Origin of the sequence: Gordonia terrae (assembly GCF_051789125.1) — a bacterium.
GTDB lineage: Bacteria > Actinomycetota > Actinomycetes > Mycobacteriales > Mycobacteriaceae > Gordonia > Gordonia terrae_A.
The window spans coordinates 1,001,336-1,013,601 of the sequence record NZ_CP196526.1 but is presented as its reverse complement, the minus strand read 5'-3'; the positions used below and the strand labels follow the sequence as shown (position 1 = coordinate 1,013,601).

The window sequence follows — 12,266 nt, the reverse complement described above, 5'->3', positions numbered from 1 at the left end:
CGCGATCAGGAAGCGGCGGCGAGGACCTCGTCCAGGATGCTGGTGGCCTTCTCGTCGTTGGTGTTCTGGGCGAGCGACAGCTCGTCGACCAGAACACGACGGGCACGGGTCAGCATCCGCTTCTCACCGGCCGACAGGCCACGGTCCTGCTCGCGACGCCAGAGGTCGCGCACGATCTCGGCGACCTTGATGATGTCGCCCGAGATCAGCTTCTCCTGGTTGGCCTTGAACCGGCGTGCCCAGTTCGTCGGCTCCTCGGTGTGCGGGGCCCGCAGAACCTGGAAGACCTGGTCGAGGCCTTCCTGTCCGACCACGTCGCGAACGCCCACGTACTCGAGCTTCGTCGAGGGAATCTGAACGGTCATGTCACCGTCGGCAACCTTGAGAACAAGGTATTCGATCTGCTCACCCTTGATGGTCCGGGTCACGATGTCTTCGACCCGAGCAGCACCGTGATGGGGGTAAACGACGGTGTCGCCAACTTTGAAATTCAATGTTCCTTGCCCCTTTCGAGTAGAGCCAGTCTAGCACGGGCGTTTCAGGGCACCCACCCAACGGTGCAGGTCAACGCGGTGAACAGGTTCCAGAGCGGGCTCTTGCGAGGTCGCAAGGGGTCTCGGGTGAGGGTGCGCGGCCTCACGACGCGCCGTCGGCGCCACGCCGCGGGCACCACTCGCGGACGACGCGAGGGACGCCCCCGGCACGGCCGGACAGCGTTCGCGGGCAGCCGCCATCGGCGACCAATCGGGTACCCGGGCGCACTTTTGCCGACCGACCCCACTACGCTGCGTAGTGCAGGGTTTCGCGCGCTGCATGTCGGCTTCGTATGACCTGGGAGGATCGGGTGTCAGTGCTTTCACTTTCCGCACGGCGGTCGGCGGTTGCGCCATCTCGCATGGTGACCGCGGTGGCCGCCATCGGCATCGCCGTCGCCCTGAGCACGACCGGTTGCGGTGCGGGACAGATCTCGCAGACCGCCAACCAGCTGCCTGCCGTGAACGGCGCAAACGTCAACTTCGAAGCCCTGCAGCTGCGCGACGTGCAGATCCTCTACCCCGAGCAGGACGCACCGACCGTCTTCGGCAGCGGCGGTCCGTTCGAGATCGCCTTCGTGGTCGCCAACTCCGACCCGCTGACCTACTACCGCCTCAAGGAGATCAAGGCCGAACAGGGTCAGATCGAATTCATCGAGGGCACCGAATCGAACGACCGCATCATCCCGCCGGGGCTCGCTCTGCGCGGCGGCACCCCGGTCGGCGCGAACGCCGAGATCGAGAAGAAGGTGACCGCCGAGCTCCGTAACGCGGGCAAGACCGTCGCGGCCGGCCTCACCACCGATCTGACGTTCCGGTTCGAGAAGCGTGAAGCCGACGGCAGCTGGGTCGACGCCGGCGAGATCACCGTCGACACCCCGGTCGACGGCGGCGCCGAGCTCGAGCGCCAGGACGTCGCCCGCAACGCCGAACCCACGTTCTACAACCAGGACCACGGCGAGGGCGGTCACGCCGAGGGCGGCGGCGAGCACGAGGGCAGCGAAGGCCACGAGGGTGGCGGCGGCCACGGCGAAGACGGCGGCAACAGCGAGGGCGGCGGTCACTGACCCGCGCCGAATCGACTTGCAGTACCCGAAGATCGGGGTCCGGCATCGCCGGGCCCCGATTCTCGTGTTGAGGACCGGACGCGTGCTCTGTCGGCCCCCCCACCTAGGCTGACCGGGTGGCCAAACCCAAGTCGTCGTTCCGCTGCACCGGCTGCGGCCATCAGGTGCCCAAGTGGGTCGGGCGCTGTCCGGAGTGCGGCGAGTGGGGCACGGTCGCCGAGGTCTCCGGGGTGGCCACGTCGTCGAGATCGACCGCGTCCGTGGCACCGACGAGTCCGGCGGTGCGCATCACCGAGGTGGACGCGCAGGCCACTGCCGCGGTCCCCACGGGTATCGGCGAGCTCGACCGGGTCCTCGGCCGGGGCGTCGTCCCCGGGTCGGTGATCCTGCTGGCGGGTGAGCCGGGCGTCGGCAAGTCGACGCTGCTGTTGGAGACGGTCAAGCACTGGGCCGAACGCGACCGCACCGCGCTGTACATCACCGGCGAGGAGTCCGCAGGCCAGGTCCGGATGCGCGCCGAGCGCACCGGCGCGGTCCACCCCAACGTGTTCCTGGCAGCCGAGACCGATCTCGCGACCATTCTCGGTCACGTCGATTCGGTCGCGCCGTCGCTGATGATCGTCGACTCCGTCCAGACGGTCGTCGCGTCCGGGGCCGACGGTGTGACCGGTGGCGTGACACAGATCCGCGCCGTCACCACCGCGCTGGTGTCCCTGGCGAAGAACCGCGGTGTCGCCGTCATCCTGGTGGGCCATGTGACCAAGGAAGGGACCGTCGCCGGCCCCCGGTCGCTGGAGCACCTCGTCGACGTCGTCCTGGCCTTCGAGGGCGACAAGCACTCGACCCTCCGCATGGTGCGCGGGGTCAAGAACCGATTCGGGGCGGCCGACGAGGTCGGATGCTTCGAACAGCGCGACGACGGAATCCATCAGGTACCCGACCCGTCGGGGATCTTCCTGCACCAGCGGGACTCTGACGTGAGCGGTAGCGCCACGCTGGTCACGATGGACGGCAAGCGGGCCCTCGTCGGCGAGGTGCAGGCCCTGGCCAACGGCACCGAGATGAACAATCCGAGGCGCGCGGTCTCCGGGCTCGATATGAACCGCGTGTCGATGGTCCTGGCCGTGCTGCAGGCCCGCGCGGGCCTGACGCAGATCGCCAAGAGCGAGGTCTACCTGTCGACCGTCGGAGGGATGCGCGTCACCGAACCCGCAGCCGACCTGGCCATCGCGCTCGCGGTCTACTCCACGGTCAAGAACAAGCCGATCCCCCAGTCGACGGTGGTGATCGGAGAGGTGGGACTCGGCGGAGAGGTCCGTCGCGTGTCGGCGGTCGCTCGTCGTCTCGCCGAGGCCAGACGACTCGGGTTCCGCGAGGCGATCGTCCCGGCCGCCACCGACGAGGAACTACCCAAGGGCCTCAGGATCCTGCGTGTCGGCACCCTGGCGGACGCTGTCGCGCTGCGCTCCGCCCACCCGGCGGACGCGCCGTTCTGACGGTTACGCCCGATCCATCCGCTCGCGGTACTCCCGGGCCTTCGCGCTGTTGTCGATGTGCTCGGCGAAGTGCTCGCGCGCGTCGATGGTCACGAAGACCGCATGGGCTCGGGCGACGGGACGTTCCGGATCACCAAGGTGCGCAACGGCTTCCGCGTAGATCTTCCGCCGCTGCTTGCCCATGATCGAGGCATGGATGTGCAGCGTCTTGCCCACCGGGATCGGCGCGAGGAAGTCGACCTGCAGGTGCACGGTGACTGCCGTCGGGCCGATGAGGCGCGGCAGCATGCCCATCACATCGTCGAAGGCACTGGACAGGATCCCGCCGTGGATGACGCCAGGGCCGCCCTCCATCCACTGTTCGACGGGCATCTGCGCATCGACGGTGAACCCCTCCCCCGCGTACACCGTCAGATGCAGCCCACGCGGGGACTCCTCGCCGCAGCCGAAGCACGACTGGTTGTGCCTGCGCATGGGCTCGCCGGGCTTCGAGGTCTTGGGATGACGCACGAGCACGTCGAGCTCGTCGGGCACCGCAAAACTGCTGCTCTTCACATCCCGGTACCCTAGTCACCATTGCCCGGTCACGGTGAAGGGGCCGGTGTCGCGGGGCAGCGGCTCTGCGTGCGGTCGGCCACGTCCCACGCGGCGATGTGGTTGCCGAAGGGGAGACATGATCACCGAAGCGCTGAAATCGGAACTGACGCGCGAGACGCTGGCGCGGGTCGCGCCGGGAACCCCCCTGCGCGACGGTCTCGAGCGCATCCTGCGTGGCGGCACCGGCGCGCTGATCGTGCTGGGGCACGACTCCGACGTCGAGAAGATCTGCGACGGCGGCTTCCATCTCGACGTCGAGTTCGCTCCCACCCGGCTCCGCGAGCTCGCCAAGATGGACGGCGCGGTCGTGATGTCGACCGACGGCAAACGCATCGTCCGGGCGAACGTCCAACTGGTCCCCGACCCGTCGATCCCCACGGAAGAAAGCGGCACACGCCACCGCGCCGCCGAACGTACGGCCATCCAGACCGGTCACCCGGTGATCTCGGTGAGTGCGTCGATGTCGATCGTCAGCGTCTATGTGGACGGTGCGCGCCGGGTCGTCGAGAGCCCGGACCCGATCCTGTCGCGTGCCAACGTCGCCCTCGCGACCCTCGAGCGTTACAAGGCCCGGCTCGACGAGGTGATCTCCGCGCTGTCGCGCGCCGAGATCGAGGACTACGTGCTGCTGCGCGATGCGATGTCCACCGCCCAGCGCATGGAGATGGTCCGGCGGGTGTCGGTCGAGATCGAGGAGTACGTGCTCGAACTCGGTGTGAACGGGCGACAGGTGAGCCTGCAGCTCGAAGAACTGATCAGTGACAACGACACCATGCGCGAGTTGCTGGTCCGCGACTACTACGCGAGTCCCGAGCCGGCCACCGCCGAGGATGTCCGACAGGCACTGGAGGTCGTCGAGAACCTCAGCGACGCAGACCTGCTCGATCTCACGCTGCTCGCGGGCGCCTTCGGTTATCCGACGACCATCGACGCCCAGGACACCGCCATGAGTCCGCGCGGTTATCGTCTGCTGGCCCGGATCTCGCGGCTCCAGTTCGCCCACGTCGATCGCCTCGTGCGCAGTTTCGGCACGCTGCAGGCGTTGCTCGCCAGCTCCTCGGCCGATCTCCAGGCCGTGGAGGGCATCGGCAGCATCTGGGCCCGCCACATCCGCGAGGGCCTGTCACGCCTGGCCGAGACCAGCATCGAGCGCTACGACTAGAAACCGGCCGGTCCAGGAGTCCAGGGGTCTAGAGATCCAGGGGTTCAGGGCTGCTGCGCGGGTGCGACCATGTTGAACGTGATCGGAAACGATTCGCGCTCGCCGATCTTGCCGATCGCGGAGTACGAGCCGGCCGGGACCTGGGTCCGCGGGCGCTCACAGCCGGGACTGCTGGTGGTCCCCGACCAGGTGATGGTGTCCTTGACCTGCTGAGCGGGCTTGAGGACCACGTTGTTGACGGTGTTTACCGGCGAGCAGTCCCGCGCCGACCACAGCGTCCGGGTGCCGTCGAGGGTCCGCACGATCACGTTCTGGACGGCCTTGCCGACATCGCGGGTGCACTCGGACAGACCGGCATTGGTGGTCACGATCGTGAACACCGGGTTCTGACCGATCGTGTAGGTCGGCTTGTCGGTGTAGAGCACCACCGAGATCGCCTGGTCGGGACAGAGACCCGGACCGGGTGCGCCGGGAACGCCTGCGGGACTGGCCGATTCGGGCGGGGCTGACGCGCCCGCAGGAGGACCGGCGGGAGCACCCGAACCGCCGCCCGCGCCACCGCTTCCGGAGCCCCCGGCGTCGGGGGCGCCCGAGGCACCCCCGGCCTGTGGCTCCGACGCCGGCGGTGCGGATTCCGACGCGGATGCCGATGAGCTCGGTGCGACGCTCTGCGACGATGCGGTGTTCTGCGGATCGTCCCCGCTCGAGGTCATCCACACGATCAGGGCGACCACCAACCCGACGACGACCAGCGCGCCACCCGCGGCGACGACACGGCGTCGCCAGTAGATCTCGGGTGGCAGCGGGCCCTGGGGTTCGATCACGCCCCCCACGCTAACGGCCGGGTCTTGACTTCCGGCTGATCACGTGCGGCGTGTCGCACGCGAAAAACGGCTCCGAGCAGGCAAAGTCTAGAGTTCGCCTTCAGGCTCGGAGCCGCTTCCGTGGGTTCGGTCAGGCGGACTCGACGGTGATCGCGGTCGGGGCCGGACGCTCTCCGATGTCGCCGTACACGCCCTGCACGCTGACCTTGCCCTCGTGGAGCTGATAGGTCAGGCCGACGATCGCAAGCCTGCCGGTGCTGATCCGGTCGGCGATGACCCGACTGCGCTGCATCAGCAGCTGACCGGTCTCGACGACGTGGCGGGCCTCGAACTCGTCGACCCGGGTGAGGCCCTCGCGACGACCGGCGAGGATGCTCGGCGCCACGCGCTCGACCACGTCACGGATGTAGCCGCCGGGGATCTGCAGGTCGTCGAGCGCGTCCAGCGTCGCCTTCACCGCACCGCAACTGTCGTGACCGAGGATCACGATCAGGGGGACCTCGAGGACCTCGACGGCGTATTCGAGCGATCCCATGACCGCCGAATCGATGACGTGCCCGGCCGTGCGGACCACGAACATGTCGCCGAGGCCCTGGTCGAAGATGATCTCGGCGGACAGTCGCGAGTCGGCGCAGCCGAAGAGCACGACGTGCGGGTGCTGACCCTCGGCGAGGCGCGCACGATCCTCGATACCCTGGCTGGGATGCTGAGATTCACCTGTCACAAATCGATCGTTGCCGTCGCGCAGAATGCGCCAGGCGTCCCGTGGTGTCGTTGCGGTCATGCTCAATAGTGTGCCATCGGGCACTCTGCTGGGCTGGTTCGATACCCATGAACGCGATCTCCCATGGCGCGACCCCTCCTGCAGCGGCTGGCAGATCCTCATCAGCGAGATCATGCTGCAGCAGACGCCCGTCTCCCGAGTGGTCGATCCGTGGCGCGAATGGGTTCGTCGCTGGCCGGTGCCGTCGGCGATGGCCGCCGAGCCGGCCGGCGAGGTCCTGCGCGCCTGGGGCAAGCTCGGTTACCCGCGCCGGGCACTCCGCCTGCACGAGTGCGCGAAGGTCCTCGCACGCGACCACGACGACCGCGTCCCCGATGATGTGGAGACGATGCTGACCCTGCCGGGTATCGGCGACTACACCGCGCGTGCGGTTGCCTGCTTCGCCTACGGCCAGGCGGTCCCGGTCGTCGACACCAACGTCCGGCGGGTCATCGCTCGCGCGGTACACGGACGCGAACAGCCCGGCAGCCCGTCGCGGAGAGATCTCGCGGACGCGGAGGTGCTGCTGCCACGGTCGGCCGACGACGCGTACGCCCCGTCGGCGCCGCGGTTCTCCGCGGCGCTGATGGAACTCGGGGCGCTCGTGTGCACGGCGCGAAACCCCAAGTGCGACAACTGCCCTCTCGTCGACTGCACCTGGGTCCGGCTCGGCAGGCCGCCGTATGCGGGTCCGCCGCGCCGGACACAGAAGTTCGCGGGCACCGATCGTCAGGTCCGCGGCCTGCTCCTGGATGTCCTTCGCAGCACCGACGAATCGGTCGACCGTTCGAAACTCGACGTCGTCTGGACGACCGACACCGCCCAGCGCGATCGCGCCCTGGACTCCCTGCTCGTCGACGGCCTGGTCGAGATCACCGCCGACGGCCGCTACTGCCTCGCAGGCGAGGGCGGCGGGTGAACCGTCCGGGTGAGGGGTCTCGGGTCGTCTGCGTTCAACCCGCCGCGCCGAACCCATAATTCGTGCCACGATCATTGACCAGTCGTTTGATCGTTCGGAGATAGTCTCCCACTGCGGCCGGATCGTTGCTAATGTCCCGGTCCATGAGCCAGCCGCCGTATCCCCCTGTCCCGCCATCGGACCCACAGCAACCGGGTGGTTTCCCCGGTCAGCAGCCACCGCAGTACGGCCAGCAGCCGCCCCCGCCTCAGTACGGGCAGCAACCCCCGGGTCCCGACTACGGTCAGCAGGCACCGGCACCGCAGTACGGTCAGCAGCCGCCGCAGCCGCAGTACGGCCAGGCACCTCCCCCGCCACCTCCCGGCGGCCCGCATTACGGTGACGCCGGCGCCTACCCGGGTTCCCCCGATCCGCAAGGCGCACCGTATGATTCGGGCAAGATCGACGTGGGTACCGCGTTCTCCTGGGCGTTCGGCAAGTTCAAGAACAACGTCGGCGCGATGATCCTGCCGGGCCTCACGGTCTTCCTGCTGGGTGCGGTCGTCATCGCCCTCGCGATCTTCGGAGCGGCGCTCTTCAGCACGACCGAGACCGTCGATTACGGCAACGGGGTCTACTACGAGCAGACCTCGCTCAGCGCCGGCGGGACAATCCTGATGATCCTCATCTACGCGCTGCTGTTCATCGGCCTGCTCTACATCCAGGCCAGCATCATCTCGGGTGCGGTCCGCGTCGCGAACGGCGAACCGGTGACCGCCAAGTCGTTCCTGACACCCATCCGTTTCGGTCCGGTCATCGGTACCGCGATCCTGGTCGGGCTGATCACGGGTATCGGCTACGCGCTCTGCATCATCCCGGGCATCGTGGCGATGTTCTTCCTGATGTTCTCCGTCGTCGCGACCATCGACAAGAACCTGTCGCCGATCAACGCGATGAAGGCGTCCTTCGAGCTGACCAAGTCGAAGGTCGGCGATTCGATCCTGACCCTGCTGGTCACCTACGCGATCAATCTGGTCGGTGTACTCGTCTGCTACGTCGGCCTGATCGTCGCCGCCCCGGTGGCCCAGCTGTTCCTGGTGCACTGCTGGCGCCGGCTCAACGGCGCGCCGATCGCACCCGCCGATCCGTCCTGACCCAACCCGCCTCCCCCTCGGGGCGCACACGATTCGTCGTGTGCGCCCCGAGTTCCGTTTCGGGGGAGCACCGTTCGATCGGCAGGAGCGGGTCAGTACTCCAGACCGGACAGAAACGCCTCCACCGCACCGCGATAGGTGCGGGGCGCGTCGTCGTGGACGAGATGGCCCGCCCCAGCAACTCGTAGGTGGATGGCGCGGTCGTTGACCTCGCACATGGTCCGCATCTGGCCCGGCGGGGTGACCCCGTGTTCGGCCTCGATCACCAGCGACGGCACCCGGACCGACCGCCACTGCGCCCAGAAATCACGGCGACCCCACTCGGCGGCGATCGCACTCCACAACGGGATCCGGCCGTGCAACCGGCCGTCGTCGAATGCCTCGTGGAAGTAGCGTCCGGCCACCGGCCCGAACATCTCGATCGCCTCGTCGACGGATGCGAACCGTTCCGGCCACGACTCGAACCACGGGGTCCAGCTCGTGGTCGTCCGTCCGCGGAAGTCCGGTGCCATGTCCTCGACGACGAGTGCGGCGACGAGTTCGGGATAGGCGGCCGCAGCACACCAGGCGTGCAGCGCGCCCATCGAGTGGCCGATCAGGATCGCCGGCCCCCGGTCGATCCACGTCAGCAGCTCGGCGAGGTCGGCGACAAACCGCTCGGTCGCGAGTTCGCTTGCGTCAGAGGGTTCGTCGACGTCCGCGCCGGTGTGGAACGCCGCGTCGAAGGTGAACACCCGCCCGTAGGAGCGCAGCCAGGGGATCTGCCGTCGCCAGGTGCGCCCGCGTCCCATCAGGCCGTGCAGCAGGACGATCGGGGGTGTTGCCGCGGCCGACGGTTCGCTCGGCTGCGAGGCGCCGCCGAGGCCGGGTCCGCCGAGATCGACCGGACCCCCGTGATCACGGAGTCCGGTCTCCTCCGGGGGCCTGCCATCGAACATGCCAGCACTGTAGCCGGACCCGCAGTGACAGAACGATTGTGATCGAGGCGCCCGGACGTGTCCGGAGTTCCGGGGGCCGACCCGTACGGGCAGCGCCTATGGTGGACCCATGTCTGTAGTGAAGATCAACGCCATCTCCGTCCCCGAGGGTGCAGGCCCCGAACTGGAGAAGCGGTTCGCCAACCGCGCCCACTCGGTCGACGGCTCCCAGGGATTCCTCGGGTTCCAGCTCCTCCGTCCCGTCAAGGGCGACGACCGCTACTTCGTCGTCACGGAATGGGAGTCCGAGGAGGATTTCCAGGCATGGTCGGCGGGACCCGCCCGTGAGGCGCACTCCGGCGAGCGCGCGAAGCCGGTCGCCTCGGGCGCCGACCTGCTCGAGTTCGAGGTCGTGCTCGACGCGCGACCCAGATCCTGACCCATGGGCCCCGAGACGAGCGAGCGCTGAGATGAGCGGGTCCTGAGTTCAGAACCGGCGGCCGGCGAGTCCTTCGTCGCGCCGGTGTTCCCGCTCGGCACCGCGCTGGTGCCGGGCGCGGAACTGCCGCTGCGCGTCTTCGAGCCGCGCTACCGGCAGATGCTGACCGACCACCTCGACGACTCCGCCGAGCCACCGCGCGTGCGTTTCGGCGTGGTGTTGATATCCCGCGGCTTCGAGGTCGGCGGCGGCGAGACCCGCTGCGCGGTGGGCACCATGGCCGACGCCGAGATCACCAGTCTCCTGCCGGACGGTCGGGCCGCGCTGCGGTGCACGGGCCGGCAGCGTTTCCGGGTCGTCGAATGGTTGTCCGACGACCCGTACCCGCGGGCGCGGGTCGAGGCACTTCCCGAACGGGCACCCTCCCCCGAGCACCTGGCCCGGCTGGACGCCCTCGACGACCGGTTGCACTCGCTGATGCGACAGCGACTCGAGGCCGCCGGCGAGGATCCGGGCCCGGTCATCGCGGCGCTGTCGGTCATCGACGCCGATCCGGCGACCGCGGACATCTCGCCCATCCACCGCTGGGCGGCCCGCGTGGTCTCGCAGCCGCATGATCAGCAGCGCCTTCTCGAGAGCGACGATCCCGCGGACCAACTCGACATCCTCGACGACGTGATGGCGGGTATGGAGGCGCGGGCGGCCTTCGGCAGCAGCTGATCCGGGCGGGCCCTGGCACAAGAGTTAGAACGTGTTCTAGTATTGCGTGTGCCGTAGTTCACACTTGTCTGCAGGCGGCTGTCCGCCGCCTCCCCGCAGGCAAGGACCCGTCCTCCTGAGGAGCACACGCGTAATGACCGAGACCGTGGAGTCACACCCCGCCACCATCACCGGCGGAGGCGATCAATCCCAGTTGCTCATCGGCGGCCAGTGGGTCGACCCCCATTCCACCGAGACCCTCGAGGTCCACTCCCCCGCCACCGGTGAGCGCGTCGGGTCTGTGCCGCTCGCGGACGCGACCGACGTGGATGCGGCGGTGCGCGCCGCCCGCTCGGCGTTCGACTCGGGTGTCTGGAGTTCGACGCCCCCCGCACAGCGCGCCGACATCATCGCCAAGGTCGCGGACCTGATCGACGAGCGCGGCGATGAGATCACCGCGCTGGTCTCGGCCGAGATGGGTGCGCCGCCCAGCGCGATCAGCACCCTGCAGCAGCTTCCCGGCACCGGAGTCCTGCGCGCATATGCCAACGCCGCGCGCGGCTACCAATGGGAGGAGTACCGGACCGGCCTGTTCGGGACCACCCGCATCACCCGCGAGCCGGTCGGCGTCGTCGGCGCCATCTGCGCCTGGAACGTGCCGCTGTTCATCACCTGCAACAAGATGGGCGCCGCACTCGCCGCCGGATGCTCGGTGGTGCTCAAGCCCGCGCCCGAGACCCCGATGACCGGTAACTACGTCGCACAGCTGTTCATCGAGGCCGGCGTTCCGGCCGAGGCGATCTCGGTCGTGACCGGCGGGACCGAGACCGGCCAGGCGCTCGTCGCCCACCCCGACGTCGACAAGATCACCTTCACCGGTTCGACCGCGGCCGGCAAGGCCATCGGCGCGGCGTGCGCCGAGTCGCTCAAGCGGTGTTCGCTGGAATTGGGCGGCAAGTCCGCCGCCATCGTCCTCGACGACGTCGACATCGCCGCGAACGCCTTCATGCTGACCTTCCTCGGCCTGTTCAACACCGGACAGGCATGCGTCGCCCAAACCCGAATCCTGGTGCCGCGCAGCCGGCAGGACGAGATCGTCGCCGCCATGGTCGAGGCCGCCAAGGCCATGAAGGTCGGGCTGCCGTCCGATCCGGAGGCGCAGCTCGGACCACTCATCACCGAGAACCAGCGCAACAAGGTCGAGGAATACGTCGAACTCGGCAAGAAGGCCGGGGCCACTGCGGTTCTCGAGAGCGAGCGACCCGAGGGACTCGATTCGGGCTATTTCCTCACCCCGACGATCTTCACCGGCGTCACCAACGACATGGCGATCGCCCAGGAGGAGATCTTCGGACCGGTGCTGTCGGTGATCGCCTACGACGACGTCGACGAGGCCATCGCCATCGCCAACGACTCGAGCTACGGGCTGGCCGGCACCGTGTGGACCAACGACGTCGAGCGCGGCATCGAGATCTCCACCAAGATCCGCACGGGTACCTTCGGGATCAACTGGTACGCCATCGATCCCGAGTCACCCTTCGGTGGTTACAAGAACTCCGGCATCGGCCGCGAGAACGGTCGTGAGGGGCTCGAGTCCTTCCTCGAGCACAAGTCGACCATGCTGCCGATGGGCTACGAGGTGGCCGCCGGGTAGACCTCCCGCCTCTCACAGGGGGGAACGGGGCCGGACGTCACGTCCGGCCCCGTTTCTGTCCGT

At 68.4% G+C, this 12,266-nt stretch carries 13 protein-coding genes; 8 read left to right on the top strand and 5 right to left on the bottom strand.

Annotated features, from left to right (window positions below):
- Positions 1-5: 5 nt before the first annotated feature.
- A complete protein-coding gene (locus tag ACSUZC_RS04650) occupies positions 6-494 on the bottom strand; it encodes a CarD family transcriptional regulator (RefSeq protein ID WP_074851259.1) in 489 nt (162 codons plus the stop codon).
- A gap of 401 nt (positions 495-895) precedes the next feature.
- Here ACSUZC_RS04650 and ACSUZC_RS04645 point away from each other — a divergent pair, with 401 nt between their 5' ends.
- Together ACSUZC_RS04645 and radA are read left to right on the top strand one after the other, a co-directional pair.
- The gene (locus ACSUZC_RS04645; RefSeq protein ID WP_439032990.1) at positions 896-1,600 is read left to right on the top strand and encodes a hypothetical protein; all 705 of its coding nucleotides are present in this window, start codon (positions 896-898) and stop codon (positions 1,598-1,600) included.
- Between the two features lie 116 nt (positions 1,601-1,716).
- Entirely contained in the window at positions 1,717-3,096 is a 1,380-nt protein-coding gene (gene radA / locus ACSUZC_RS04640) for a DNA repair protein RadA (RefSeq protein ID WP_439031733.1), read from the top strand.
- A gap of 3 nt (positions 3,097-3,099) precedes the next feature.
- Here radA and ACSUZC_RS04635 read toward each other — a convergent pair whose 3' ends face one another.
- The gene (locus ACSUZC_RS04635; protein ID WP_439032989.1) at positions 3,100-3,630 is read right to left on the bottom strand and encodes a PaaI family thioesterase; all 531 of its coding nucleotides are present in this window, start codon (positions 3,628-3,630) and stop codon (positions 3,100-3,102) included.
- Positions 3,631-3,769: 139 nt separating this feature from the next.
- Between ACSUZC_RS04635 and disA the strand changes: the two genes are divergently transcribed.
- Positions 3,770-4,855 carry a DNA integrity scanning diadenylate cyclase DisA gene (gene disA / locus ACSUZC_RS04630; RefSeq protein ID WP_238422265.1) on the top strand — a complete coding sequence of 362 codons (1,086 nt, stop codon included), beginning with the start codon at positions 3,770-3,772 and terminating at the stop codon, positions 4,853-4,855.
- A gap of 44 nt (positions 4,856-4,899) precedes the next feature.
- Here disA and ACSUZC_RS04625 read toward each other — a convergent pair whose 3' ends face one another.
- Together ACSUZC_RS04625 and ACSUZC_RS04620 are read right to left on the bottom strand one after the other, a co-directional pair.
- Positions 4,900-5,679, bottom strand: coding sequence for a hypothetical protein (locus ACSUZC_RS04625; protein WP_439031732.1), 780 nt, complete (start codon positions 5,677-5,679; stop codon positions 4,900-4,902).
- Between the two features lie 130 nt (positions 5,680-5,809).
- Positions 5,810-6,463: a carbonic anhydrase gene (locus ACSUZC_RS04620; RefSeq protein ID WP_439031731.1), complete on the bottom strand. Its 654-nt coding sequence runs from the start codon at positions 6,461-6,463 to the stop codon at positions 5,810-5,812.
- Here ACSUZC_RS04620 and ACSUZC_RS04615 point away from each other — a divergent pair.
- The gene (locus ACSUZC_RS04615) at positions 6,462-7,361 is read left to right on the top strand and encodes an A/G-specific adenine glycosylase (protein WP_439031730.1); all 900 of its coding nucleotides are present in this window, start codon (positions 6,462-6,464) and stop codon (positions 7,359-7,361) included. The two genes, ACSUZC_RS04620 and ACSUZC_RS04615, sit on opposite strands and share 2 nt — an antisense overlap.
- A gap of 143 nt (positions 7,362-7,504) precedes the next feature.
- Positions 7,505-8,494, top strand: a complete 990-nt coding sequence (locus ACSUZC_RS04610; RefSeq protein ID WP_439031729.1) for a hypothetical protein — start codon at positions 7,505-7,507, stop codon at positions 8,492-8,494.
- Positions 8,495-8,586: 92 nt separating this feature from the next.
- Here ACSUZC_RS04610 and ACSUZC_RS04605 read toward each other — a convergent pair whose 3' ends face one another.
- The gene (locus ACSUZC_RS04605) at positions 8,587-9,432 is read right to left on the bottom strand and encodes an alpha/beta fold hydrolase (protein ID WP_439031728.1); all 846 of its coding nucleotides are present in this window, start codon (positions 9,430-9,432) and stop codon (positions 8,587-8,589) included.
- A 109-nt stretch (positions 9,433-9,541) separates the two neighbouring features.
- Between ACSUZC_RS04605 and ACSUZC_RS04600 the strand changes: the two genes are divergently transcribed.
- The 3 genes from ACSUZC_RS04600 (at position 9,542) to ACSUZC_RS04590 (ending at position 12,203) form a co-directional block, all read left to right on the top strand.
- Positions 9,542-9,850, top strand: a complete 309-nt coding sequence (locus ACSUZC_RS04600; protein WP_238422259.1) for an antibiotic biosynthesis monooxygenase family protein — start codon at positions 9,542-9,544, stop codon at positions 9,848-9,850.
- Between the two features lie 84 nt (positions 9,851-9,934).
- The gene (locus ACSUZC_RS04595; RefSeq protein WP_439031727.1) at positions 9,935-10,570 is read left to right on the top strand and encodes an LON peptidase substrate-binding domain-containing protein; all 636 of its coding nucleotides are present in this window, start codon (positions 9,935-9,937) and stop codon (positions 10,568-10,570) included.
- 133 nt (positions 10,571-10,703) lie between these two features.
- Entirely contained in the window at positions 10,704-12,203 is a 1,500-nt protein-coding gene (locus ACSUZC_RS04590; protein ID WP_439031726.1) for an aldehyde dehydrogenase, read from the top strand.
- Positions 12,204-12,266 lie beyond the last annotated feature (63 nt).